This window comes from Kordia sp. SMS9, assembly GCF_003352465.1.
In the GTDB taxonomy this organism is placed as follows: Bacteria; Bacteroidota; Bacteroidia; order Flavobacteriales; family Flavobacteriaceae; genus Kordia.
This window is the reverse complement of sequence record NZ_CP031153.1, coordinates 1,727,964-1,754,602: the sequence shown is the minus strand read 5'-3', so window position 1 is coordinate 1,754,602 and position 26,639 is coordinate 1,727,964. Positions and strand designations below refer to the sequence as shown.

Annotated in this window: 18 protein-coding genes; 10 read left to right on the top strand and 8 right to left on the bottom strand. The window is 36.9% G+C overall.

The features are described 5' to 3' along the window. Positions 1-59: 59 nt before the first annotated feature. From KORDIASMS9_RS07560 to KORDIASMS9_RS07550, 3 genes are all read right to left on the bottom strand, one after another. Positions 60-2,057 carry a fumarate reductase/succinate dehydrogenase flavoprotein subunit gene (locus tag KORDIASMS9_RS07560; RefSeq protein ID WP_114902266.1) on the bottom strand — a complete coding sequence of 666 codons (1,998 nt, stop codon included), beginning with the start codon at positions 2,055-2,057 and terminating at the stop codon, positions 60-62. A 15-nt stretch (positions 2,058-2,072) separates the two neighbouring features. After that, complete coding sequence (locus tag KORDIASMS9_RS07555; RefSeq protein WP_114902265.1) at positions 2,073-2,759, bottom strand: succinate dehydrogenase cytochrome b subunit; 687 nt, start codon at positions 2,757-2,759, stop codon at positions 2,073-2,075. A 95-nt stretch (positions 2,760-2,854) separates the two neighbouring features. After that, on the bottom strand, positions 2,855-3,727 hold the full coding sequence (locus KORDIASMS9_RS07550; protein ID WP_114905176.1) for a hypothetical protein: 873 nt from the start codon (positions 3,725-3,727) through the stop codon (positions 2,855-2,857). A 193-nt stretch (positions 3,728-3,920) separates the two neighbouring features. Between KORDIASMS9_RS07550 and KORDIASMS9_RS07545 the strand changes: the two genes are divergently transcribed. Together KORDIASMS9_RS07545 and KORDIASMS9_RS07540 are read left to right on the top strand one after the other, a co-directional pair. Continuing rightward, positions 3,921-4,814: a RimK family alpha-L-glutamate ligase gene (locus KORDIASMS9_RS07545; RefSeq protein WP_114902264.1), complete on the top strand. Its 894-nt coding sequence runs from the start codon at positions 3,921-3,923 to the stop codon at positions 4,812-4,814. Continuing rightward, positions 4,792-5,757 carry a succinylglutamate desuccinylase/aspartoacylase family protein gene (locus tag KORDIASMS9_RS07540; protein ID WP_114902263.1) on the top strand — a complete coding sequence of 322 codons (966 nt, stop codon included), beginning with the start codon at positions 4,792-4,794 and terminating at the stop codon, positions 5,755-5,757. Before KORDIASMS9_RS07545 ends, KORDIASMS9_RS07540 begins: the two co-directional genes overlap by 23 nt. A gap of 279 nt (positions 5,758-6,036) precedes the next feature. Here KORDIASMS9_RS07540 and KORDIASMS9_RS07535 read toward each other — a convergent pair whose 3' ends face one another. Next, positions 6,037-8,892 carry a glycosyl hydrolase gene (locus tag KORDIASMS9_RS07535; RefSeq protein ID WP_114902262.1) on the bottom strand — a complete coding sequence of 952 codons (2,856 nt, stop codon included), beginning with the start codon at positions 8,890-8,892 and terminating at the stop codon, positions 6,037-6,039. A 329-nt stretch (positions 8,893-9,221) separates the two neighbouring features. Here KORDIASMS9_RS07535 and KORDIASMS9_RS07525 point away from each other — a divergent pair, with 329 nt between their 5' ends. The 8 genes from KORDIASMS9_RS07525 to KORDIASMS9_RS07490 all read left to right on the top strand — a co-directional run bounded on the left by KORDIASMS9_RS07525 (position 9,222) and on the right by KORDIASMS9_RS07490 (position 22,120). Next, on the top strand, positions 9,222-9,773 hold the full coding sequence (locus tag KORDIASMS9_RS07525; protein ID WP_240321151.1) for a Crp/Fnr family transcriptional regulator: 552 nt from the start codon (positions 9,222-9,224) through the stop codon (positions 9,771-9,773). 261 nt (positions 9,774-10,034) lie between these two features. Beyond that, a complete protein-coding gene (locus KORDIASMS9_RS07520; protein ID WP_114902259.1) occupies positions 10,035-12,605 on the top strand; it encodes a T9SS type A sorting domain-containing protein in 2,571 nt (856 codons plus the stop codon). A gap of 249 nt (positions 12,606-12,854) precedes the next feature. Next, positions 12,855-16,316: a T9SS type A sorting domain-containing protein gene (locus KORDIASMS9_RS07515; protein WP_114902258.1), complete on the top strand. Its 3,462-nt coding sequence runs from the start codon at positions 12,855-12,857 to the stop codon at positions 16,314-16,316. A gap of 11 nt (positions 16,317-16,327) precedes the next feature. Continuing rightward, on the top strand, positions 16,328-16,759 hold the full coding sequence (locus KORDIASMS9_RS07510) for a hypothetical protein (RefSeq protein WP_114902257.1): 432 nt from the start codon (positions 16,328-16,330) through the stop codon (positions 16,757-16,759). A gap of 393 nt (positions 16,760-17,152) precedes the next feature. Next, entirely contained in the window at positions 17,153-18,442 is a 1,290-nt protein-coding gene (locus tag KORDIASMS9_RS07505; RefSeq protein ID WP_114902256.1) for an aminopeptidase P family protein, read from the top strand. Between the two features lie 332 nt (positions 18,443-18,774). Further along, a complete protein-coding gene (locus KORDIASMS9_RS07500) occupies positions 18,775-19,395 on the top strand; it encodes a hypothetical protein (RefSeq protein ID WP_114902255.1) in 621 nt (206 codons plus the stop codon). 33 nt (positions 19,396-19,428) lie between these two features. Beyond that, a complete protein-coding gene (locus KORDIASMS9_RS07495; RefSeq protein WP_114902254.1) occupies positions 19,429-20,019 on the top strand; it encodes a hypothetical protein in 591 nt (196 codons plus the stop codon). 85 nt (positions 20,020-20,104) lie between these two features. Further along, positions 20,105-22,120: a M43 family zinc metalloprotease gene (locus KORDIASMS9_RS07490; protein WP_114902253.1), complete on the top strand. Its 2,016-nt coding sequence runs from the start codon at positions 20,105-20,107 to the stop codon at positions 22,118-22,120. A 61-nt stretch (positions 22,121-22,181) separates the two neighbouring features. Here KORDIASMS9_RS07490 and KORDIASMS9_RS07485 read toward each other — a convergent pair whose 3' ends face one another. The 4 genes from KORDIASMS9_RS07485 to KORDIASMS9_RS07470 form a co-directional block, all read right to left on the bottom strand. Further along, complete coding sequence (locus tag KORDIASMS9_RS07485; protein ID WP_114902252.1) at positions 22,182-22,580, bottom strand: plastocyanin/azurin family copper-binding protein; 399 nt, start codon at positions 22,578-22,580, stop codon at positions 22,182-22,184. Between the two features lie 94 nt (positions 22,581-22,674). Further along, entirely contained in the window at positions 22,675-23,232 is a 558-nt protein-coding gene (locus KORDIASMS9_RS07480) for a carboxymuconolactone decarboxylase family protein (protein WP_114902251.1), read from the bottom strand. 933 nt (positions 23,233-24,165) lie between these two features. Continuing rightward, positions 24,166-25,011, bottom strand: coding sequence for a helix-turn-helix domain-containing protein (locus KORDIASMS9_RS07475; RefSeq protein ID WP_114902250.1), 846 nt, complete (start codon positions 25,009-25,011; stop codon positions 24,166-24,168). Between the two features lie 282 nt (positions 25,012-25,293). Then, positions 25,294-26,538, bottom strand: a complete 1,245-nt coding sequence (locus tag KORDIASMS9_RS07470; RefSeq protein WP_114902249.1) for an AbiH family protein — start codon at positions 26,536-26,538, stop codon at positions 25,294-25,296. Positions 26,539-26,639 lie beyond the last annotated feature (101 nt).

Sequence of the window (26,639 nt, the reverse complement as noted above, 5' to 3'; positions counted from 1 at the left end):
ATTGAGTATTGAGTATTGAGCAGTTAGATAACTAACATCTCATGTCTTAATACTACGATCTATTTATAACTTCTCTCTTTTACTTTAATATTTTCGTATGCCAAGTCTTCTTTGTGTAACACTGCATCTTTTGGCTCACCTTTATATTCCCAGGCAGAAACAAATTGGAATTCTTTACGACGCATAGCTTCTCCTTCGGGCGTTTGGTATTCTTCTCTAAAGTGTCCGCCGGCAGATTCTTCACGAACCAATGCATCTTTTGCAAACAATTCTCCTAATTCCAAGAAATCTGCTACACGACCTGCTTTCGCCAATTCTTCATTGTATTCATCTGCGCCTCCAGGAATGAGAACATCTTTCCAAAATTCTGCTCTAAGTGCTGCAATTTCAGTAATGGCTTCTTTCAAATCTTTTTCATTACGCGCCATACCACATTTATTCCACATGATTTTTCCTAAACGTTTGTGGAAATGATCTACTGATTTTGTTCCGTTATTATTGATCAATTTATCAATCGTCTCTGTTACATTTCTCTCAGCTTCATCAAATTCTTTTGAATCTGTAGAAATAGGTCCTGTTCTAATATCGTCCGCTAAATAATCACCAATGGTGTATGGCAATACAAAATATCCGTCAGCCAATCCTTGCATTAAGGCAGAAGCTCCTAATCGGTTGGCTCCATGATCAGAAAAATTAGCTTCTCCAATAGCATACAAACCAGGCACGGTGGTCATTAAATTATAATCGACCCAAATACCTCCCATCGTATAGTGAACCGCAGGGTAAATCATCATAGGCGTTTCGTATGGATTTTGATCTACAATTTTCTCGTACATTTGGAACAAGTTTCCGTACTTGTTCTTCACGATTTCTTGACCAAGTTTTTTTACCAATGCCTCATCATTTTCATCCAGGCCTTTCACATGCGCTTGTTCTTTTCCATAACGCATAAAAGCCGAAGCGAAATCTAAGTATACAGCTTCTCCTGTTTTATTGACGCCATATCCTTCATCACAACGTTCTTTTGCTGCTCTTGATGCCACATCACGTGGAACCAAGTTTCCAAAGGCTGGATATCTTCTTTCTAAATAGTAATCTCTATCTTCTTCAGCAAGTTGAGTTGGCTTTAAACTTCCATCTCTAATTGCTTCCACATCTTTTTTGTGTTTTGGCACCCAAATTCGTCCGTCATTTCTGAGTGATTCAGACATTAACGTTAATTTAGACTGATGATCTCCAGAAACTGGAATACAGGTTGGGTGAATTTGTGTGTAACAAGGATTTGCAAAATAGGCACCACGTTTGTGTGCTTTCCAAGCTGCTGTTACATTTGATCCCATTGCATACGTAGAAAGGTAAAATGCATTACCATAACCTCCAGTTCCAAGTACAACAGCGTGTGCTGAATGTCGTTCAATTTCTCCAGTAACTAAGTTACGCGCAATTATTCCTCTTGCTTTTCCATCTACAATGACCACATCTAACATTTCGTGACGTGTGAACATTTTTATTTTCCCACGACCAATTTGACGGTTCATGGCAGAATATGCGCCTAATAATAATTGTTGACCCGTTTGTCCTTTGGCATAAAATGTACGTGATACTAATACACCACCAAACGAACGGTTGTCTAACAATCCACCATAATCACGTGCAAAAGGAACGCCTTGTGCCACACATTGATCAATGATGTTTGTAGAAACCTCAGCCAAGCGATATACATTGGCTTCTCGCGAACGATAATCGCCACCTTTTACCGTGTCGTAAAACAATCGGTACGTAGAATCTCCATCACCTTGATAGTTTTTTGCTGCGTTGATTCCTCCTTGTGCTGCAATAGAGTGTGCACGACGTGGAGAATCTTGAAAACAAAATGCTTTTACGTTATATCCTAGCTCAGCTAGTGTTGCTGCCGCAGATCCGCCAGCGAGTCCTGTTCCCACTACAATGACATCGATAAGACGCTTGTTGGCTGGGTTTACCAGGTTGATTTCATTTTTATGTCTTGTCCACTTATCTGCTAGTGGTCCTTGAGGTATTCTTGAATCTAAAGCCATAGTTTTGATAAGTTTTTAGTGTGCGAAATGATGATATAAAGCAATAAATATAAACCCTGCTGGAATTCCAATAGAGTATACATTGCTAACTCCTTTTAACGCTTTTGTGTATTTGTTATTTGCTCCTATAGATTGGAATGCGGATCCAAATCCGTGTAGCAAGTGTAATGCTAAAAAGATAAACCCAACACAGTATAAGGCAACTCTCCAAATTGGCACAAACTTCACTACCAATTCTTCATAATATCTGAATCCACTTGTAGGATCTGCAGGATTGATCAATCCTGACATATCGCCTGCAACATATTTAACGTTCATTTCATGTACCCAAAAATCGATCATGTGAATGACAATAAATACAAGGATAAATCCTCCACTCCAAATCATGTTTCTACTCATCCAAGAAGAATTGGCAGCACCATTACTCTTAGCGTAACTCACTTGACGTGCTCTGTTATTTTGGATTTCTAAAACAAATCCCATCACAAAGTGAAAAATTACACCAAAAATCAAAACTGGTTGCAATATGAACTGTACTGCCCAAAATGTTCCCATAAAATGAGAAGCTTCGTTAAACGTATCGGGACTAAATACAGAAAGAATGTTAATTGCAAAATGTTGTAAGATAAAAACCATTAGGAAGAGTGCCGAAAGTGCCATCGCAAACTTTCTTCCAATCGAAGAATTTAAAATTCCGCTCATTATAATTGTGATTAATTATTTGTGTTACAAATATACGTCGCAGGCGGAATGTCTACAAGTTTTCACAACTATTTTGAAGCCTATTTAGAATGAGTTTAATTAGAAAAGCTAGGAATTAATCCTCGGAGTCCCATATCGACAGGTTGCTCGCCAATGGAAGGCTCATATTTGCCGTCTGCGTTGATTTCTGTCCACTCAAAACTATTGTTCACAGAAAAGGAAAGTGTGACTTCTACATCTTGAGTTTCGTTTCCTGTAATGGTAAATGCATTGGTAAATTGTCCCGTAACAACACAGGAACCTTGTGGCACAGGCGACGAATCAAATAACGGATTGGGAACTGTAGTTGCACCAGCTGGCGCTTGTCCTTGTGTCGTAAATCCCAAGGCTTCAAATGCCCAAAATCCTTGTAGCTTGTTTTCATTAATGTTGAACGTACTTCCGTTGACGTCAAAACTTGTGATGTAACTATTGTAACCTACAAAACTTGCGAGTGTTCCCGTAATATCATCACCGTTTTGCAACAAATTGATACTTCCTTCTTGATATGCCAACGATACACGAACCCAGTTGTACGTTCCAGCAGCTACTTGATTCATCGGAATCGTTACAAAAACGGCATCATTTCCAGCAAATTGCGCCGCTTGAAAATTTATTGCCACCTCGCCACCTTCTGTTGTTTCTGTACCATTGTAAATAATTTCTCCTTCACCCAAAAGTGTGGTAGCAGTTGGAGCAAATTCGATATAATTCGCACTCATGCGCGCAAAAGTTGATGATTGTGCTGCATTTCCTGCAGGAATCGCTTCGGGTTGTCCCAAATTGTTCAAACGCTCTTGTGTGGGATCAAACTTAAACTTAATGATCAAATTGTTGGTAGTTGCTTCAGGCGGGCAACAATCTTCATTAGAAGAACACGAAAGTAGAAACACACTTAAAATAATGGCAAACAAGATTATTTTTTTCATCGGATTGTTTTTGATTTCACAAGAATTGTTCTCAAACCATAACGATTCATCACAAAGAATTATTACAAAATTAATCGCGTAAATACATAAAAATAACTTTAAAAACACTTATTTACTGTTTTTTAGCACGCAATCCTTTTAAACTAAGAAAGTTTACTTATTTTTAGAAAATCTTATCTTGATTTCTTCTGCGATGAATATTTATATTCTTTCTATTAGCGCTCGAATTTATTCTACGAATAGATTGTATCATGAAGCCGCCAAAAAAGGACATAATGTGAGAGTTATTGATCACACAAAATGCGCCGTCATGCTTGGAGAAGGTGCAAAACCACAGATTTATTTTGGTTCTGAAAACATTACATCTGGCGCCCATGCTATTATTCCTCGTATTGGAACTTCGGTCACACGACACGGTGCAGCGATTGTGAAACAATTTGAAATGAATGGAACGTTTACTACGGCAAAATCGCTCGGAATTATTCGTTCGAGAAATAAGTTGCGCACCATGCAAATTTTGGCAAGAAAACACATTCCGATTCCGAAAACCTTGTTTGCCAAAGACACCTCAAACATTAAAGAACATATTGAATTACTCGGTGGCGCGCCTATTATTATAAAATTGCAAGAAGGAACGCAAGGATTGGGCGTTATGATTGCGGACAGTAAGAAATCGGCAAAATCTATTATTGAATCGCTATACAATATGAACGTGAATATTATTATGCAGGAGTTTATTGAGGAAGCCAACGGACAAGATATTCGTGTGTATATTGTGGGAAATAAAATTGTGGCTTCGATGATGCGCAGTAGTGGCGATGAAGATTTTAGAAGCAATGTGCATCGTGGCGGTTCTATGGAATCTGTAAACTTGACAAATTACGAAAAGAAAATTGCGATTCATACCGCCAAAGTACTAGGATTGCCTGTTTGTGGTGTGGATATTATTCGTTCTAATCGTGGACCGTTGGTGATTGAAGCCAATTCGTCTGCTGGATTGGAAGGCATTGAAGCACATACGAAAGTGAATGTGGCTGGTGAGATCATTAAATATGTTGAAAAGAATGCTCGAAAATTCAGAAAATAAAACCATAACTATTCATGGTGAAGCTGTACAACCTGGTGAAGCCAAATGGATTCAAATTCCCATTGATCGTTTGCCTACTGGAACCTTGATTGATATTCCTGTGTATGTATTTAATGCTGAAAAACCTGGTCCGACCTTGTTGGTACAAGGTGGTTTGCATGGCGATGAAATTAACGGTGTAGAAATCATCCGCAGAATGCTGTTTGAAGGTTGTTATAAGGTTAAAACTGGCGCAGTAATTGTACTGCCATTGCTCAATATTTTTGGGTTTATCCATTTTTCACGACAAGTGCCCGATGGCAAAGATGTAAACCGTAGTTTTCCTGGAATGAAAAAGGGTTCGCTTGCCGCGAGAATTGCCTATCATGTAACACAAGAAGTGCTTCCACACGTCGATTTTGGCATTGATTTGCATACTGGCGGCGCACAACGACACAATCATCCACAAATACGTTTTACAGCAGATTTTAAAGAAAGTGAAGCCTTAGCCAACGTGTTTAACGCACCTTTTTACTTTTCAACTTCTTTGATTGATAAGTCGTTCAGAAAAACGGCATACGAAATGAAGATTCCGATTATTGTGTATGAAGGTGGCGAAAGTATGCGTTTTGACGAATATGCGATTAAAGAAGGGATTCAAGGAATTTTGAATGTCATGAAATACCTCAACATGATTGACAAAATTGATCCCATGCTTATTGAACGCGAGGAAAGCGAATATCTCACCGAACGCAAATGGTTACGCGCCCCAACCGCTGGTATGTTTGTGCCACAAGTGTTGAATGGGAGTTCTATTGAAAAAGAAGAAATTCTTGGTTTTGTCACAGATACTTTTGCGAATTACTGTAAAGAAATTAAAGCGCCCTATTCTGGGTTTGTGTTTTGTATTAACAATCAAGCAGTGGTGAATCAAGGTGATGCGTTGTTTCATGTGGGTGCCTAGACGTAGCTCGGCAACCTTGTTAGAAACGTCCTTGCGAGGAGTTTGCAACACGGCAATCTGTTTGTAGTATACCACAAGTGTTTAAAGAAACTTGCAGACTATACCCATTTTACTCAAGAAGAAAATAATTTTTACTCTTGAGCACAAAATAAGCGCACTTGAGTAGAAAAAATTCTACACAAGTGCGCTTGAAATATGCATGTATTGTTTTTTGCAATAGTAAGTTGAGTATCAAATAATTTGACTTACACTAAACTTCTCAACCTTTAAACTCATAAACTATTCAATTACCAACTCCGTTGTATCTTTTCCGTCTTTTCCAGAAACTTCAATTGTATAGGTTCCTTTTGGCAAGTAATACGCGCCGTTTTTCTTTTTTGGAATAGATGCATCTTCCTTCTTTTTTAAGTATTTTTTACGTGCTTTTTCCGTCACACTCACATCGTACTTCCAAGTATTGAAACCTGCATCCGCATTGAGTTTCCCTTCGTTCATCACGACACCATTTTCCGCAATGACTTTTACAGTAACATCACCTGCTTTTTTGGTGTGAAAATAGATTTCCGCCGAAGGAACGTAAGCATCCAGCCATTTGCTCCACGTAGTTCCCCAAGATGAGCGAGAACGTATATTTTTTGTGTCAAACACATGAATTTCTTTGGATGCAATCGCTGCATTAACTTCTTGCAATACACCAATATTTGCTTTGTAAATAGAACGTCCGTGAGTTCCAATTAGTAAATCTTTGGCTTGTTTTTGCACCACAATATCATGCACCGCAACATTTGGCAATCCGTTTACAAAAGGATGCCATGTTTCGCCCATGTTTAATGAAGCATACGCGCCGTTATCAGTTCCAACATACAACACGTTTTCATTGATTGGATCTTCCTTAATGACATTGACAGGTGAAGTTGGAATCCCAACTGCGATGCTTGACCACGTCTGTCCGTAATCATCCGATTTATAAAGATATGTCTTGAAATTATCCCATCGATATCCGTTTAGCGCAACGTAGACACGTTCTTTTTTGTGTGCAGAAGCAATCACGCGTGAAACCCATAAATCTTGTGGAAAGCTGTTGGAAATCTTCTGCCAATCACCGCCGCCGTTTTTAGTGATATGTACCAATCCGTCATCACTTCCCACATAAATCAACCCAAATTGAAAAGGTGATTCTGAAATGCTTGTCAACGTTCCATACGCTACATTTCCTTTTTTACCGCCTTGAGTTACATCGTCCGAAATTGCTTCCCATTCATCACCTTTGTTGAGCGATCTGTGCAATTTGTTTCCTCCTAAATATAAGATATCTTGATTGTGAACCGACAGATGAATCGGCGTTTGCCAGTTGAATCTGTATGGCGATTCTCCCAATTCATGTTTCGGCTGAATGTATTGTCTTTTCCCAGTTTCACGATTAATTCTGAAGTAGTTTCCAAACTGATATCCTGTGTATACAATGTTTGGATTTCGCTTGTCAACTTGCACTTGCATTCCGTCGCCACCCATAATTCTTTCATACGGATATTGTCCTTCTTCATGCCATTTTACCGAAGCTTTGTAGTCATTTGGTCCAACCCAAACACCATTGTCTTGCAATCCTCCATACACTTTGTACGGCGTTTGTTCGTCTGCGTAAATCGCATAAAACTGTCCTACGGCTGGCGTATTGCACTTGATCCAATTGTCGCCATTATTGTATGAAATATTGACGCCACCATCATTTCCATTGATCAAATGATTGGGATTGTTCGGATTTACCCAAAGTGCATGATGATCTACGTGTACGTTTTGTCCGTTGATCGATTTGAATGTTTTTCCACCATCTTGCGAACGCAAAATTGGAACTCCTGCAATGTATATTTGATTTGGATTTTTTGGGCTTACGCGAATCATTCCGAAGTAATACCCGTACGAATACACCACATCATCTAAGTAATCTTCGTGTGTTTTGTTCCACGATGTTCCACCATCAGTTGTTTTGAAAACTTGTGCGCCAATTACAGGTGTATCAAATAATAATGAATTGGCATTTTCTAAATATTTCGCCAAATCTACCGGTCTGATTGTTCCTGTTCTTACGAGTTGCTTTACGTTTTCGGCTCTGTATTTTTCTTGAAAACCGTTTGTTTTTAAATAGGTGTTTAATTCTTTATCGCTCAATGCTAAAAATGCGGAAGAAGACATCGTTTTAAAATCGTCTTTCGTCAATGCTTTGGAATCGCTTTTCTTTTTTTCTTTCTTTTCACGTCTAAATTGACTGTCGTGAAACGCATATACGGTTTCATCATCGTATACAGCCAATCCAATTCGTCCGACGCCATCGCCTGTTGGGAAGCCTGATTTTTCTGATATCTTTTTCCAAGTGTTTCCAGCATCTGTACTTTTATATATTGCGGAATTGCTTCCATTCCCCACAAAATTCCACGCTTTTCGATCGCGTTCCCACGAAGAAGCATATTGTATGTTGAAATTGTTTGGCGAAACTGCCAAATCGACAATTCCGGTATCGTTGTTTATAAAAAGTGTTTTTGTCCAACTTTTTCCGCCATCCGTCGTTTTGAAAATGCCACGTTCTGCATTTGGCGAATATAAATGTCCTAACACAGCCACAATCAATTCATCAGCATTGTTCGGGTTGATGACGATGCGACTGATATGATGTGAATCTAACAATCCCATGTTTTGCCAGTTCTTTCCGTTGTCGGAACTTTTAAGAATTCCGATACCTGCATACGACGAACGCGAAGAGTTGTTTTCTCCTGTTCCTACCCAAATGGTTTTGGAGTTCCAATCGACCGCAATATCGCCAATATTTTGCGTTGGCGAACTGTCTAACACAGGTTCAAACGTAGTTCCGTTGTTATTTGTATACCACAATCCGCCAGAAGCGTAGGCAACATAAAATTCGGTGGTGTTGTTTGGATTCACGTCTAAATCGACCACACGTCCGCTCATAATTGTAGGACCAATGTTGGTGAATTCGATGTTTTTAACTGTGGAATTTTGCGTGAGTTTCGCTTTTTGTTGTAACGCTTCTTGCACAGTTGCTGCCGAAGTTGGATTGCTTTGTGCGAAGCCAATTTGCACACTAAGAAATGAACAAATAAGGAGTAAGATTTTAGGTTTCATGGATGGTTTTATTTAGTCATGGAAAATACGGAATGTTGCAAACTCGGCAAAATTTAGAACACTTTTTTAACAATAGTACGATCAAAATTTACAGATGTGTACTTTTTTTGATTAAAATTCAAGAAGCTGTATTTGTTGGAAACGTTTTTGTGAAAGTCTTTTACATTCTTACTCATAATTGAGTGATCTTAGAAAACATCTCAATACTCAATACTAATATCTCAATACTATTTTAACAGTAAATTCATTTTCAAGTGAAATAGTTCGTATTTTGGCTTCCTATTATTTTGTAATTTATGAACGTTTCTACCACTAATTTTGAATTCTATTTGAAAACTTTCATTGATGATGAATCTTTGGATATTCAAATTCCTGCAATTTTAGAAGCGTTTCAACATTTGCATTTACAAAAGAACACGCTGTTTGTGGCAGAAGGCAAGATTTGTCCGTATTTCTGCTTTATTGAAAGCGGCATTTTACAACATAATATTATGGTCGATGGCGAAGAAAAAACCACCTATCTCGCATTGAAAAATTCTGCCACAGCGGCATTGAAAAGCTTTATGCATCAAATTCCATCTCGGAAAAACATCAAAGCAATTAGCGATTGTGATTTGTTTGTGATTGACCAACTTAATTTTCAAAAGTTACTAGAAACCAACGAAGCGTTTCATCGTTTTTATTATAATTTAATAGAAAATCAAATTTACCGAATTGACGATTACCGTATTGATTTACTCACCTTAACTCCTGAAGAACGCTATAAAAAATTGCTTGCCAATGAGCCTAAATTATTGAAAGAAGTTCCCTTGCATTATTTGGCATCTTTCTTGGGAATTTCGTCGCGACACATGAGTCGCATTCGTAAAAATAGTTTATAAATCATTGTATAGTATCCGCTTTGCAACGTTCGTGAAAAAGTATAAAAAACTACAATAAACATCTGTATCTCAATAGTTCACCGCAAAACTTTCTTACAATTCACTGAATTATAGCTTTAATTCACTGAATTGCAAGGTGCTTCAATTGACACGCGCCAAGTTTACCCTTTGTTTTGTTTTCATAATTAAAAATTATTCAAAAACAGGCTTCATCTAAACATGCCTGATTGAAATATATGAACCTTATAAACTATTTGAATTATGAAACACCTTACTACTATTGTACTTTTCCTGTTTTGTTTGGGAAATGTGAACAGTGTTCTTTCTCAAACTAAAGAGAAAATACTACAAGAACACGAGCAAAAAATTGAAGCGTATATAAACGATCATACGCATACACCATTACCAGAAACTGCGTTGCAGAAGTTCATTGACATATTTAATGAAGGTGAACACGGATTGGCTTTTGAAAAACTTTCAAAAGAAGAGCAAACTATGCATATTGAATCCTATAAAAAAGGATATTTGCGTTTGCAATATTTTAAAGAAAACCCTGAAACTAAAGAATTATACAAATCTCGACCAGCACCTTTGTGTGAAAATGGTGATTTTGAGTATGGTAATTTTAATTTATATGCAGGAACCTCTGCTTTTAGTTCTAATGGTGGATATACGACAGGTGAATGCGATGCAATTCCTGTAAATGGTGCTGGAAGTTACGGTTGGACTCCTAACAATATGAACAATCCTGGAGTTGATAATTTTATGATTGTAACACAAGGCAACGATCCTATTGTTGCTGCGAGCGGAGGACAATTAAGTAGGGTAAATTCAGGCTCGTACGCGGCAAGAATTAACAGTCCCAGACCACTAACAGTTCCAACGTTTGGAAATAATGCTTGTTTCCCTAATTATGGAATGAATAGACTTATTAAAACCATAACACTTCAAGAAGATGGAGATCAGGAAATTTTATTTACCTATGCATTGGTATCTGAATTCCCGATGCATACGAATCGAAATCCTTTTTTTATTGCACGTGCTTTAGATCAAAATCAAATGGAATTTGATAGAATTTGTATCGTATCAAACCCCAACAACAATCCTTTTTTCAATCAGTTTATACCTACAAATCCTGATTGTAATAATTCGCCACCTGTTTTGTGGAAAGATTGGACTTGTGCCAAACTAGAAATCTCTGGAAATGTTGGGGATGTTGTTACGTTAGAGTTTATCATGACCGATTGCGCACTTGGCGGACATTATGGATATGCGTATGTAGATGATATTTGTATTGAAACTTGCGATCCAGGAACGGAAGGAGCTATTGAATTGGACGATTTAGATCCATGTCAAGAATTGCCTTTTGATGTTTGTGGCACGTATGCTTTACCACAATTAAATGGACAACAAGGAACTATCAATAGCATTACCTTAGACATTCTGCAAAATGGTGTAATTGTCAATACACTCACAAACCCAACAAGCATTACTGGAAATACTTTTTGTTTCAATGTGACTGCCAATGATTTTCCTTCACAATCTGGAGGATATGATTTTAGAGCAAATGCTACATTTAATATTGCCAACGGTTCACAGATTGTAAATGACACCAATACCACACCAGGCACAAATAATGACTTCATTTTTGACAATCCTGAATGCTGTAAAATAGAAGCCAATGCCACAAATATTCTTTGTGATGACAACGGAACGCCAAATGATCCGAGTGATGATACTTGGTCTTTTGATCTTACGGTAAGTAATGATACCAATACCGGATTTTGGGTAGCAAATTCTGTACTTACACAATCAATTCCTTATGGAAATACCGTAAATGTTACGATGGGGAATATTTCTAATTATGGCACTACGGTCGATATCGTTATTTCTGACAAAGAAGATGAAACGTGTACAACCACCATTACCGTAAATGTACCAGAAAATTGCTCGGATGATGAATGTACGCTGGAAGCCGTAACCTCCGTAGGTTCTTGTAATGATAATGGAACGCCAAACGATCCAAGCGACGATTATTACAACATAACACTAGATGTATTTAACACAAATGGAGAACCTTGGATGGTACTCAACAGCAATATGATGGTCATTTACTTTGGAAATGGAGATGAAAACAATGTGAATCTTGGTAATAACTATCTTGTAGCTGACCAACTAGAATGGTTTTGGGTAAAACTAAACAATGATCCAAATTGCTTTGTAGATGTCACGGTGCTTGCGCCAGAAACGTGTGATTTCACCTGTAATATCAGCGCTAATATCACTACTTCTGACTGTAATGACAACGGAACGCCAAACGATCCAAGTGATGATTTCTATTACATTACGGTAGATGTGCTTGGAACCAATGGAATTTCTTGGGATTTAGTGGGCTATCCTAATTACCAACAAATAGCGTATTCTGGAACAGGAAATGTAACCAACATACAATTAGGACCAATTAGCGCAAGTGATCCGTCTTGGGTATTGTACATTACTCCAACTGGTTTGGTAGATTCTAGTTGCAAACGATTTGAAACAACTGTTTTTGCACCTAAATGTTCTGAAAGAGATCCGAAAAAAGATGCAATAGTTATCACACCAAATCCAAACAAAGGAAACATGAACATTCAAGTAGATACGAGTGGTGATTCTACAGTTGAATTGAATATTTACCGAATGAATGGTACATTGGTCAAAACAATTAAAAAGGAGAAAGTGAATACAAAAGTGTTAGCGTTTGATATATCGCTCAACCTTCCAAAAGGATTCTATCTGTTTAACTTTATCACCAAAAATGGAATGATCACGAAGCGAGTTATTATTGAATAAATAAAAACTTTTTTTTGCAATAGGTAATACAAAATTACCGTGAAAAATTCTTTTCAAGAATACTATGGGATTAGCTGCAAATGTAGTTAATCCCATAGTTGTTTTATATATGTTTAAAATAATAAATTAAAAATATTCATGTTAAAAATAGTTGAATTTTATACATTTACAGCCGATTCATTAAAGATACACTAAAGAATCTCAACTTTTGCCTCGACTTTATTTATTATTCACACACCTAAGTGCGCTATGAAAAAACTAGTATTTCTTTTCGTATTGCTAACAGCAATCGTTGGATATTCGCAACAATCTCCAAATCCAAATATTTCAAATCAATTGTACAAAGATGCGCCTGCATGGGCAAAACTCATGTATGGTGAGAATCCGAATGCAAATACGATTGATCATTTGTATAAAAAGCATTACGAAACTCATGAATATATAAAATCATATCACACACAATATTATAAAAGATGGCGTCGTGCTATAGATCCGTTTTTAAATAATGAAGGTTTTTACGATCACAACAAAAAACTGGAAGCTATTGAAGCTGCGCGCGGATTACAAAACTCACAAGAATACACGCTAGAATCTGGCAATTGGTCCGTAATGGGACCTTTTGAAAGTTATCGCGAAGGCGGAACGGTGCTGAGTGGTGCACAAACAAATGTGTACAGCATTGGACAATGTTTAACGATTCCATCGGTTTTGTATTGCGGAACAGAATCAGGAGAAGTGTATAAAACGACCAATGGTGGCGACAATTGGACAAACGCTTCCAAAACCTTAGTCACACGATTGGCGCCGCAAGCAGTTATTGCCAATGCTGGTGTACGCGCAATTTCTGTGCATCCTACAAATCCAGACATCGCCTATGCAGGTTCGGGAAGCGAATTGTTTAAAACAACCAATGGCGGAACTTCTTGGTCGGTCGTTTTTGATAGCAACATTCCATTGTTTGGCTACATTGATAATCCTGCGGAAATATTCATCAATCCGAACAATCCAAATATTGTCATGCTTGCTGGAAAAGCAGGCGTACATAGAACTAGTGACGGCGGAATTTCCTGGTCGCAAGTCGTAGTGAGTGAAACCTACGATTTAAAAGCACAACCTGGAAACCCAAATACCTTATACGCGGTAAGACGTGATTATGCAACCAATACACACCAGTTTTTAAAATCTACCAACGGTGGCATCAATTGGACGCCACAAACGATTGGTTGGTATACGTCTACCGATGCCAACAGAAGCGTGGTTGGTGCAAAACTTGCCGTAAGTGATGCAGATCCAAATAGAGTGTATGCGTTTCTTATTGGCGATTCCAAAGCAGGCGACAATGGTTTTATTGGTGTATATCGAAGTGACAACGCAGGTATTTCATGGACAAATCCGAGAGGGTACAATGGTGCACCGTATACTGCTGCAAATCCAAACTTATTAAACTCAGATACTTCTGCTACGGGATTCAATCAAGGATTTTACAATTGTGCTGCGATGGCTTCCAATTCAAATGCAGATCAAGTGCTTGTGGGCGGAATTGGTATGTGGCGCTCTAGCGATGGCGGACAAACGTTTACCTGTATTTATAATTATGGCTGCGGAAATTACAATCCGATGCACGTAGACATGCAAGAATTCAAAGCACTTGGCAACGAATATTGGGCAACGACAGATGGTGGTATTTTTAAATCAAATGATTTATTTGCTACCCAACCTGAATTTAAAATGAACGGTGTACACGGAACTGATTTTTGGGGATTTGGCTCTGGTTGGAATCGCGATTTATTAGTTGGTGGAACGTTTCACAATGGTGTAGATGTCTACGCAGAAGGATTTCCCGCAGGAACATTCTTAGATTTAGGTGGTGGTGAACCTGCTTCTGGCTATGTAAATCCAGGAACAGAACAAATATATTCTACAAATATTGGAAGTCGCTTCATCCCTACAAGCATTAGTGGCGCTGTCGTAAATGCTTCCTTAGGATTAGCTCCGAACGAATCGCCTTGGTATGCACAATCGTCAGAAATGGAGTTTCATCCAAGTTGCTACAATTATGTATACACTGGAAATTCCAATCAATTATTTAAAAGTTTAGATGCAGGCGCGAGTTTTGAAGCGGTATATTCGGCTCCAGCCAATAGTGAAGTATTAGGTATTGAAATTTCGCGAAGTAATACGAATACAATGTATATTGTGGTACGACCGAATTCAGGAAATGCTTATCTCGTAAAAACTACAGACGATTGGGCAACGACAAGTACCATTTCTTTACCAAGTGGCAATGGAACATTAGCCTTGATTAGCTTAGATTCTGAAAACGATCAAACCATTTGGTTGGCATATCCGCGTGGTTCTAACGGTAATAAAGTATACAAAAGTATCAATAGCGGTGCTACATGGACGAATGAAACTTCGAGTGAATTAAACGGTCAAAATATTCAAGTATTAACGACCATCGGAGGAACCAATGGCGGTGTGTATGTCGCTACAGGCATGTCCGTGTATTATAAAAACAATGCGATGACTTCATGGACGTTAGATAATGCGAATTTACCAACAACAGTAGGTGCCAACGATTTGCGTCCGTTTTATAGAGATGGAAAAATACGTTTGGCAAGTTATGGAAAAGGCGTTTGGGAAAGTCAATTGTTTGAAGCTCCGTCGCGTCCTGTGGCAAAAATTATGGTAGACAAGCTTAGCGCGAATTGTGCTGGAGATATTTTTTACTTTGACGATTATTCCATGCTGAATCATACCAATGCAACATGGGCTTGGACGTTTGAAAATGCAAACATCGCAACTTCTTCTTTGCGAAATCCGCAAGTGACGTTTAATTCAACTGGAAACCACTTAGTCACCTTAACGGTTACAAATGATGCAGGTGTTTCCGATAGTGACGCTATGACAATTTTTGTAGAATCGTTGAGCAATACCAACTTAGAAGAAGATTTTGAAGTAGCGTTTGTACCTGATGGTTGGCGACAAGAAGCTACAGGAAATTACACCTGGTCGTATGAAAATACTGTGGGCGGTTTTGGACAAAGCACAAATTCGATGTTTGTCAATAATTATGTGATTTCTCAACAAGGAACCTATTGCGATATCATTGCACCTTTAAATATGGCAAATACCAATATGAGTGACGCAACACTTGTATTTGATGTAGCGTACGCAGAATATTCTGCGGCATATTCAGATGGATTGGAAGTGTATGTTTCTAGCGATTGCGGAATGACATGGACGTCTGTATATAGCAAATTTGGAGATACTTTAGCAACTGCTCCAGATACCACGGCACTTTTTGTTCCAACGGCTGCACAATGGCGCCAAGAAGCTATTGATTTAACGAGTTATATTGGCAATGAAAATGTACAAATAAAATTTAGAAATATTAACGGTTACGGACAGCCATTGTATATAGATAATATCAACTTGGGAAGCGTATTGAGTGTTTCTGAAGTAACTACGGATGTGATTTCGTTTTTTCCAAATCCTGTAAAGAGCAATGAAGCCGTTTTTGTAAAAAGCACCAAAAATGAAGACCTCAAATTTTCATTGTATACCATTCAAGGAAAGTTGATCGGCACTATTTTTACACAAACCAACAAGTCTATTCCGACACAACAATGGGATTTAAGTGCTGGCGTGTATTTATACAATATCCGATCGAATGATAAAATTAAAAAAGGAAAGTTAATTGTATATTAATTCATAAACTCATGGGATTTTTTGAGAAATTATTCGGAAGTAAAAAATTAAAAACTACAGACGCAGATTTTGGGGCAATTGAAAGTTTTAGCAAAAGAGGAACTGACATTGGTTGGCAAGTCAATCAAGAGTTTCTAGGGTTTCCCATAGAAATTTTAATTGCAGGTGATGCGAACGGAATTGTTTCACACCAAAAACAAATACTGTTAGATGCGCTACAGCAAGAAACAAGCATAAAAACCGAAGCTGAAAATGCCCTCAAAGAACAATTTGATAATGCTGAGATGGAATTTATCTCGCTAGAAAAGCACTTTCACACCAGAGGAATGTCAGTAAATGATACAGGTTTTGAACTCACTTTTCAAGAAAAAGCAACACCAAATTACTTTTTCAATGTGCATTTTGAAAACAACAAGCAAGTTGGTGTTGTTATTGATGGATAAAACCAATTCATAATTCTGAATTTAAAAAAAATTTAAGTACTAGCGTATATTTATTCAACATTCACAGAAAATTATGGGCGTAAATAGTACTGCAATTTTTTACACGTATACCACAAACCGTCAATTCGAGTGATTTTTCGCAATAGCATGAAGAAAAATTGTATCGAGAATAGCTCGGAAAATCAGAGCATATCTCGATACAAATTTGTTGCACAAATTCACTCGACCTGACGGACAATGCAAAAGAATTAAAATACAGGTGTGCACATTTTCAAATCTTCAAATTGACACATTTTCAAACTGATTCATTGTTACATTAAAAAAACCGCCATTTGGCTACTTAATTCCTTTTTTGTTTGATTATTTTTGAGGGAATTCATTAAAAAGACCAACATGAAATACCATCCAATAGATCGCAACTTATTTATCAAGAATCGTAAAAACTTCATGGCACAGATGAAACCGAGTAGTTTGGCTGTGTTCAATTCAAATGATATTTATCCCATCAGTGCCGATAGCACCATGCCTTTTGAGCAACACAGAGATATTTTTTACCTCAGCGGTGTCGATCAAGAGGAAAGTATTTTGGTATTGTTTCCCGATTGTCCAAAAGAGAAACACCGTGAAATTTTATTCTTAAAAGAAACCAACGAACATATTGCCATTTGGGAAGGTGAAAAACTCACCAAAGAAGCGGCGTTGGCAACTTCAGGCATTAAAACGGTGTATTGGTTGCAAGATTTGGAAAAGATCATGTTCGAAATCATGACGCAATGTGATACTGTATATATCAACACCAACGAACATTACCGCGCCAATGTAGAAACAGAAACCCGCGAAGATCGTTTTACGAAATGGCTGAAAGACAAATATCCTGCGCACAGTGTGGCAAAAAGCAATCCGATTTTACAGCGTTTGCGCTCTGTAAAAGATCCTATTGAATTGGACTTGATGCAAAAAGCGTGTGATATTACGGAAAAAGGATTTCGTAGAATTTTAGGTTTTGTAAAACCTGGCGTTTGGGAATATGAAATTGAAGCAGAATTCATCCACGATTTTTTACGAAATCGCTCAAAAAAATTCGCGTACACGCCGATTATAGCTTCTGGAAATAACGCAAATGTATTGCACTATATTGAGAACAATCAGCAGTGCAAGGCTGGTGACGTTATTTTAATGGATGTCGGAGCCGAATACGCCAATTACGCAAGTGATATGACGCGTGCCGTTCCTGTTTCTGGTCGTTTTACCGAGCGTCAAAAAGCAGTATACAATGCCGTAAATCGTGTAAAAAATGAAGCTACAAAAATGCTCGTTCCAGGAACTGATTGGACACAATATCACGTAGAAGTTGGAAAAATTATGACGTCGGAATTGCTAGGTTTAGGATTGCTTGACAAAGCGGATATACAAAATGAAGATCCAGATTGGCCAGCGTATAAAAAATACTTCATGCATGGAACTTCACACCATATCGGATTGGACACGCACGATTATGGAATTTTAACTGAACCGATGACAGCAAATATGGTATTTACGGTAGAACCAGGAATTTACTTGCCAGATGAAGGTTTCGGAATCCGTTTGGAAGACGATGTTGTCATTCAAGAAACTGGCGAACCGTTTAATTTGATGCGCAATATTCCTATTGAAGCAGATGAAATTGAAGATTTGATGAATTAGTTGTTAACTTCTAGCCTTTAGCTGCTGGCTTTTAATTATTTACATTAACGTGAGTTCGATATAAATATTATGCTATGTACTTTATTGTTAATACATTACACTTAATGTCAAATCGAGCGCAGTCGAGATTCCTTTGAAAATATCAATTCTTAGCTGTTCTCGACTGCGCTCGAACTGACAAGTGTTTATTTTTCAGTAAATTACAAGTAAAATAAAGGTTTTTTAAGTCGAACTCACGTTACATTAGCTTCTAGAAGTGTTGATTTGTTCTTTTTAAAACTTCTCAACACCCAATTCTCATGACTAAATACTAATGCTGTTTTAAAAAAATTATGGCAATATCAAATTTCGAAAATGCAATTTCAATTCATCAAGAAACTGCTTTATCTGTGGATCGGAAAAAGAAAGCGATCGTTGGGCAAACTATTGAACAAGTCCAATATGTTATTGCCGACTACCAAGATCGTCCGCATGAATACAACGGATTTCATTTAGTTGATACAGCTATATGCATTCGACTTTCTAATGAACAATGGATTAACTGGGTTTGGCTAGAAGATGATCCCACAGCGGAATATTGCTATCATTTGTATTATGAAGATGCCAGAGATGCTATTAATTCAAGAGAACAAGAAGGAATTGATTTTTTAATACGATCTGGACTTTATACACCTGATAGTCATTCAAAAGGAATTGATGTCTCTACGTCAAATGCATGGAAAGAATTTATTGGTCAAAAAATTACGGATATTGAGTTTTTAACAAAGAAAATTGATGGAATTCCTTTTCTGTCAGACCTAATTTTAAGTTTCAATCATAAAACGATTCGCATCATTGCCATGGATGAACCTGAACCAGATGCGTTACCTGAAATTACTAGTATCGATTTTGATCCTGTGTGGACCATGGTTGTCTTTGATGATGCTATTTTGAAAAAGCACAATTGGCTTTAACACGTAACTAGTATATAAAAAAAGACATATAGTATGATTCGCCACATTGAACCATCTGAACACATTCGCATGCGTCCGCAAATGTATTTTAAAACACTTTTTGAAGAAAAAACACTCGATTCTCTTCCGCTAGAAATTATTCAATATGCGATTGATCAAAAATGCACAATTATTACCGTGAACGTTTATGCGGATCATTTTTCTATTGAATTTAACACAGGAATGTCTTTAGAAATTTACGAAGATTATGATGGAGATATAACTCAAGCAGAAGTTACTTTGTTAAAAATTACCAAATCTGTAGCGCTATGGAAGAAAAAGGCTCAAGAATCTGGTCTTGGCGAATTGATTGGTTTGATACGAATCAATGCTACATCTGAATGGTGCAAACTCCTCACCTATTCAAACGGGCAAAAAGGAGAATTTTTATTTAAAGAAGGTACAACCGAAACGCGTACTATCTGCGGAAGCGACGAAAAAGAAAAGTACACAAAAATCATCGTAAAACCAGATGCTACAATTTTTCCCAACCTTACCATCAATCCAAAAACGTTGCAAAAAAAGATTGACGACATCCATCATAAATTGAACGGATTGGACATTCAGTTACACATTCACACCTAAAAAAACAGCTAACTAAAAGATTTTAGGGAAGTTAACCGTTTCTTTTTTGAAAAGGCATATTTTTGTAATAACCGACCTCATTATTATGAAAAAATCACTAAGCTGTATTTTCCTTTTTTGTATGCTCTTCTTTTCGTATGCACAACAACCCTGCGGACAAGATATTGTGCAGCAACAATTATATGCTACACACCCTGAATTGCGGCCTGAAAACAATCCCGCATTTCAACAACTAGAACAATTTACCAATACATTTCAAGCGAGTCCAACCACAGAAGATTTGATCAATGTGGAAGAACTCACGATTGGAACAGATTATATTATTCCTGTCGTGGTTCACATTATCCACAATAATGGCGTTGAAAATATTTCGGATGCTGCCGTGGAAAGAGCCATTGAATCGCTGAATCTTTTCTTTGCAGGAACCACCGCTTTTGATCCCAATATTGATCCAAGTTTTCTGCCAGTTCGCGCCGGGTTTAACACAAAAAAACTCCGCTTTGTCTTAGCAAAATTTGATCCGCAAGGAAATCCAACCAATGGAATTGACCGACAAATAGATGGTTTTTACACGTTCCGCGGAAATGATCCTAATATGCGATTAATTTATCATTGGCCACGCGAAAAATACTTTAACATTTACGTTGTGCGACAAGCAGTTGATGGTAGTGGAACTTCGGGTTTTGCCACGTTTCCGCCAAATGTAGCCGATCCTGCAAATGCGTATTTAGACGGACACGTAATGTCTGCTTGGGCTTTTGGAGAACACGGAGAAATGGTGCAAAATTGGTTTCATAACTTAGCACATGAAGTCGGACATTGGCTCAACGTATATCATATTTGGGCAAATGCTGGTGGAAATGGAGATGCTGTGTATTGCAGTTTTGATGATTCTGTGACCGATACGCCAAACACCAAAGGAAATGCCATTAGCGATTTGGACAATTATCCCGGACCTGGCGCTGTAATTAATTGCGGAAGTGTAGACAATTTGACCAATATGATGGATTATACAGCAGCAACCTACGCTATGTTTACGCAAGGACAAAAAGTACGCATGGAAGCTGCGCTGAATTCTACTGTTGCAGATAGAAATAACTTGTGGAGCATTGACAATGTACTAACTACGTTATACGGTTGTACTTCCGGATTGGATAGCGATTTAGACAACATTCCTGATGCCTGCGATCCGTGTCCGAACGATCCTAACAATGATAGCGACGGCGATGGTGTTTGCGACAGTTTGGATGCCTGTAACGGTTATCCTGATGTAAATGTAGATGCGAATCCAACAGAACTTGATGCATGCGATACAACATTACCAATTATAGATTTTAGTACAGAAACTATTGTAACCTATGATGTTGCACAAGACAATGGTGTTTCGGATGTGTATGATAATGGAGCAACGTTATATGTAGCTACAAATGGTTGGAAAGCTATTGCGATCAATTATACTATTACACCAAATACGGTGATCGAATTTGACTTTATGAGCACAATTGATGGAGAAATTCATTACATCGGAATTGATGATGATTTAACACTCGATCCGTTGCTTGCGTATAAATTATATGGTTTTCAAAACGTATCAGCTTCAGCGATTTACAATCTTGATTTTAACAACTATACAGACGCTGATCAATATACTTTCAAACATTACAACATTCCTATTGGACAAGTATTTACAGGAAATGCGCCATATTTATTTTTTGCTGCGGATAACGATTCGTTTAACAATACGTTTACAAACAATAATTATCCTGGTGGCGGAAGTTACAACGATGCTACTTCTTTTTATAGAAATGTGAAAATTTATGAAAACAATGTTTTATCAACAGCAGAATTGCCAGCATTAGACACTTTGATCAGCATGTATCCAAATCCTGCGCAAAATGAAATTACCATTGCAGCAAACGAAGGTATATTGCTAGAAAACATTACCATTATTGACATCAATGGGAAAGTAGTAAAAAGCGTGACGCTCAAAAATCAAATTCAAAATCGTATTGACATTAACGATATATCAAGCGGTGTGTATTTTGTAAACATTCGTACCAATACCGGCAAAACGGTCATTAAAAAGTTGATTAAGATATAATAAAAAAGCGAACCCTTTCGAGTTCGCATTCCAACTATTAATCATGAAAAAACAATAACAGTTATTCTACTAGTAAGATATATTGGGGCGTTGGATTTAGGGGGCAAAAGTATACGTATTCACCTTTTACTAAGGTCACTTCTTTAGAATGTCCTGTCGTGTTATTTTTTACCACTTCGGTTACATACGCGTTTTTAATATGGTTTGAAGCATCTGTTTTTCCTTTCGGCGCTAACACAAATCCTACATCGTGTCCAACATTCGCATTCGCAATTTGGAAAACATACGTTCCTGCAGAAAGGGTAATTGATTTTTGTGTGAATTCGCCTTTCGTTTGTTCTAAAGAAACCGTTTTGATCTCTTTTTTCATCATCGTTTCTTTCTTCATCATGCTGTTCTGTGCTTGTGTCGTCATTGAAAAGCCTACGAATAGTACTAAAATTGTGATTATTTTTTTCATTGTTTTCTATTTTTAAAATGCTTGTTTTTGTGTAAATTTTTAAGTGTGAACGCACGCTTCAATTTCGCTCAGCGTACGTCCTAAATTTTATGCTTTATTGTGTGACCACAAATTTTCCTGTTTCTACTTTTGGAAAATCAATTTCCGTTTCTGCAATATGATTTACGTAATTAGTTAAAGTGTTTGACACCACATTCAACACAATTTCTAAAATATCGCCATCGGTATAACCTGCTGCTTTTACGGCTGCAATTTCTTCTCCTACTACGTTTCCTCTATTTTTGGTAACGCTTTGCGCAAATTGCAATCCTGCCTGTACTTTGGCGTCGTTTGCAAATCCTTGTCTGCTAGCTTCTGTTTGTTCTTCCGACAAACCGTTCATTTTTCCAATGGCCGTGTGTGCCGATAAACAGTAATTACATGAATTTTCTTCTGCAATCGCTAATGCCAACTGCTCTCTGAATTTGTTGTTAAAATTTCCGCTTGCCGTCAATTCGCCTAAGCTCAAATAGGATTTTAGGGTTGCTGGAGAATTTCCAAATACTTTAATTAGGTTTGGAATAAATCCTAATTTCTTTTGTACGGCGTTAAATAATTCTTTTGCTTCGCCTGTCGTTGTTTCTGGGTTTAAAGTTTCAATTCGTGTACTCATAATGTTTTAAATTTTAATTTTTCATTCCTGCGAAGGCAGGAATCTTCTATTAGTATTAATTTTTGTTTGTTTTATTGTTCGCTTCCGCAGATTTGACGCTCGGTTACTAGTTCATCATATTCTTGATATCCCCAGCAGTTTGGGCAAACGGTGTTTTGTAAATTTTTCATACTATTCGGTTTTAGTTTTGTTTTCAATTTCTTTTGAAATATTACTTTCTATTTGATAAATGTTGCCGAACTTATCGATGCATCATTTGAACAGTACAAAGATGCGGCGCAAACACGCTTCAAAAAATGGACAAAAGTTCCTAAGGTTTGGACAAATGGGAATTGTGGGAGATTTTTAGGGTTTTAGATAAGTTTTGAGTAATGAGATATTAGTATTGAGAAGGTTTTAAAGTAACTATCGTAACAACAATTGTAAGTAGCGTATTTCAAGAAACAGGTTGTAACTTCATACTATTTCAAATAATATATTTAGAAAAGCTTTCGTTAAACTGAACTTGATTCAGGTATTAGGGATTTGGTGTTGGGTATTAGTCAAGCTCTAAGAACCATTTGAAATTTTATAAGAAAACCAATGCAAAGCATTTCTAAGGAATTTCTTTCTATGCAGGAACAAGTCTAACAGCGAAAGCACGTCTAACAATGTAGCAATTTGAAAATTTAAAAATGTAGCAATTCGTTTCAAACAAAACTCAAGATTCACTTAGAAACGTACCAACATACCAAAAGCGAAGCAATACCAAAATTCTAACAGCACTTGTGCTGAGTTTGCCGAAGCAAAGCGCATCTAATATTTCAGGTATTTGGTATTGGGTATTAGTCGAGTTCTGAGAACCCGTGAAAATTCTAACTGAAATGCTAAAAGCGAGGCGCATCTAACAATCTAAGTAGGCGCAGCCAATTCTAAAATCGCCAGCGAGTCTAATTACTTCTTATATTCCGCCTTAAAATTCAGTGGTGATTTTTGAAGAACTTTGGTAAAAAAACGTGAAAAATACGCAGGATCATTAAACCCTAAATCAAAAGCAATTTCTTTAACGGTTTGTTCCGAATATAACAATTGACGTTTGGCTTCTAAGATGATTCGGTTTTTAATAAAATCGCTCGGCGTCGTAGTTCCGAGTTTTTGAAAATGCTTGGCAATGGATTTTGGCGACATTCCCAAGCGATCTGCATACGCAGAAACGGAGTGCATTTTTTTGAAGTTCTGCTCTACCAATACACTAAAATCTTTGTACAATTTGGTTTCCTTAGCTTCTTTCACTACAAAATCATTTTTCTTCACACGTACGGAATGAATGATGAATTGCTTCAAATAGCTTTGCAACATATCGTACTGCCCAGAATTTTCATTGTTAAATTCTTCCATCAAATCTTCTAATAGCAAACTCAATCGCTGTACATCTTTCGATTTCGGAATCACATACGGCGTGTCATATACAGCATTAAACAAAACGCCATTGCACGAAATTTCCTTGTCATGCGTTTGAATACAATAAAAATCACGCTGAAACGATAATTTATAGGCTTCTTTAATTTCCTCTGAACTTACCGTAAATACTTGTCCTGGCGACAAAAAGAAAATGATATTTCCATCAAATGTATATTCTTCAAAGTCAATAAAATACGTTCCTTTTCCGTCTTTAATCCAATAAATCGTATACGCATCTACTTGTTCAGGTTGCTCAACGACACAGGCTTTTTCAAATTGCACAACGCTCAATGAAAACGTATTTTGATAGGTGTAATTGGTAATATTTTGAATTGCCATCTGTGTTTTTCTTTTTAGTTCGATTGACGTTTCTTTGGTCGTTAAAAATGGTTTTTGTTTACGTATTCACTTTTACAAATCTCAAACGTCAGTTCGATTTCTATCACAAAAGCAAGCGATTTTGATTAAAAGATTGAACTCACTAGTTTCTTTATTTTTTTACCACGAATACACGAATTATTTTTCTTATTACTGTCCGCTACTTCGATTAAATTTCGTAATGTTTACATTGAGCGTAGTCGAAATGAAATGCAGAAAATAGTATCGAGAAGTACTTTGAAACTACTTCTTCTTCGGCAATTGAATCTGCGGCATGGGTTCACACAAGGTTTTCTCTACAATTTTAGTTCGCATGAGTTTCTTATCATTAAAATGCCTTGAAATGTTTTGAACAATCTCGGTATAATTATCATACTCACCATTTTGATAATAAAATACTTTAATAGAACGGCAATTGTCATGTTCAAAAATAGTATTTAGTAAAACCCTATCTGAAAGTCCACAAGAATGCCCCATGATAATCACTTGAAACTTTTCAGAATTTATGTAACGCAAAATATCTTTATAATTGGAATTTTGAGAGTATTGAAATGACTTAAAATACCGTAGATATTCGTTATCGTCCATGTCTTCGATAAGTTTGTAATCTTCGTCCATTTCGTCTCCGAAGCCGAAGACAATGTTTTCTTCACTTAGTTCACCGTGAATATGATTTATATGAGCAAGCTGTTTCTCTTCAAGTAATAGATATCCACAATAATTAACAAAAGTTGGTGTGTAATTGAAATTTACTATATAGCTGTTAAATTTTACAACTTTCTGTTTTTTAGATTCAGATGGATCTAAATCAAACATAAATTTTTCATCATCACGATCTGAAAACTCACTTGCCAACTTTAACTTCTCTTCGTTACTCTCTTTCCCGACAAAACGTCTTAATATATTAAAAGGTTTAGGATGATCTTTTTCACTGAAAGCATTAAAATCATAAGTTTCAACAACTTTCTGTTTTAGATATATTTCAAGCAACTGCTTCACTTGCTCAAATTCTTCATGAAGTTTTATAACTCTTTCTCTCTTTTGACGAGCTTCTAATTCTTCATCTTTACAAATACTTTTTAATGCTTGATAATACTCATTTTCAACATATACCCAATTTTGAATGGACTGCGTTTCGTTTAATTCTTTAAAGAATTTGTTTTTAAACTTGAACAATACGACTTCTTTTCCATAAGATCTTGACATTCCTCTTTGAGAAAAACTATATTTCTCCAATTGATATTCAAAACCCCGAAGATTGTTTTGTAAGTATTTATGAATATTAGACTCAAAATCTTTAAAGTTTAAAATTTCTCCCTCGTCAAAATGATCTTGAAAAATAGGATCTAAATAAACAACTTCTTTTACCAAATCATCATCCTGATTCTCCTTCAAATCCCGCCAAAAAGCATCCATAAAATGATTGTAGGATGTTGGCAATCCATGGGCTAAATCAAATCCGTTTCCTGCGATGATGAGTTTGTTCATAAATATTAAAACTATAATTGTATGCTATCAAATTTTGCATTTCATTTGTATCTCGACTGCGCTCGATATGACATGCAAATTACATAAAATTTGTAAGAATT

Excerpts from the sequence above, each read along its gene's own strand:
- KORDIASMS9_RS07560 (WP_114902266.1), bottom strand. The coding sequence starts at position 2,057 with ATGGCTTTAGATTCAAGAATACCTCAAGGACCACTAGCAGATAAGTGG.
- KORDIASMS9_RS07555 (WP_114902265.1), bottom strand. The coding sequence starts at position 2,759 with ATGAGCGGAATTTTAAATTCTTCGATTGGAAGAAAGTTTGCGATGGCA.
- KORDIASMS9_RS07550 (WP_114905176.1), bottom strand. The coding sequence starts at position 3,727 with ATGAAAAAAATAATCTTGTTTGCCATTATTTTAAGTGTGTTTCTACTT.
- KORDIASMS9_RS07545 (WP_114902264.1), top strand. The coding sequence starts at position 3,921 with ATGAATATTTATATTCTTTCTATTAGCGCTCGAATTTATTCTACGAAT.
- KORDIASMS9_RS07540 (WP_114902263.1), top strand. The coding sequence starts at position 4,792 with ATGCTCGAAAATTCAGAAAATAAAACCATAACTATTCATGGTGAAGCT.
- KORDIASMS9_RS07535 (WP_114902262.1), bottom strand. The coding sequence starts at position 8,892 with ATGAAACCTAAAATCTTACTCCTTATTTGTTCATTTCTTAGTGTGCAA.
- KORDIASMS9_RS07520 (WP_114902259.1), top strand. The coding sequence starts at position 10,035 with ATGAAACACCTTACTACTATTGTACTTTTCCTGTTTTGTTTGGGAAAT.
- KORDIASMS9_RS07515 (WP_114902258.1), top strand. The coding sequence starts at position 12,855 with ATGAAAAAACTAGTATTTCTTTTCGTATTGCTAACAGCAATCGTTGGA.
- KORDIASMS9_RS07510 (WP_114902257.1), top strand. The coding sequence starts at position 16,328 with ATGGGATTTTTTGAGAAATTATTCGGAAGTAAAAAATTAAAAACTACA.
- KORDIASMS9_RS07505 (WP_114902256.1), top strand. The coding sequence starts at position 17,153 with ATGAAATACCATCCAATAGATCGCAACTTATTTATCAAGAATCGTAAA.
- KORDIASMS9_RS07500 (WP_114902255.1), top strand. The coding sequence starts at position 18,775 with ATGGCAATATCAAATTTCGAAAATGCAATTTCAATTCATCAAGAAACT.
- KORDIASMS9_RS07495 (WP_114902254.1), top strand. The coding sequence starts at position 19,429 with ATGATTCGCCACATTGAACCATCTGAACACATTCGCATGCGTCCGCAA.
- KORDIASMS9_RS07490 (WP_114902253.1), top strand. The coding sequence starts at position 20,105 with ATGAAAAAATCACTAAGCTGTATTTTCCTTTTTTGTATGCTCTTCTTT.
- KORDIASMS9_RS07485 (WP_114902252.1), bottom strand. The coding sequence starts at position 22,580 with ATGAAAAAAATAATCACAATTTTAGTACTATTCGTAGGCTTTTCAATG.
- KORDIASMS9_RS07480 (WP_114902251.1), bottom strand. The coding sequence starts at position 23,232 with ATGAGTACACGAATTGAAACTTTAAACCCAGAAACAACGACAGGCGAA.
- KORDIASMS9_RS07475 (WP_114902250.1), bottom strand. The coding sequence starts at position 25,011 with ATGGCAATTCAAAATATTACCAATTACACCTATCAAAATACGTTTTCA.
- KORDIASMS9_RS07470 (WP_114902249.1), bottom strand. The coding sequence starts at position 26,538 with ATGAACAAACTCATCATCGCAGGAAACGGATTTGATTTAGCCCATGGA.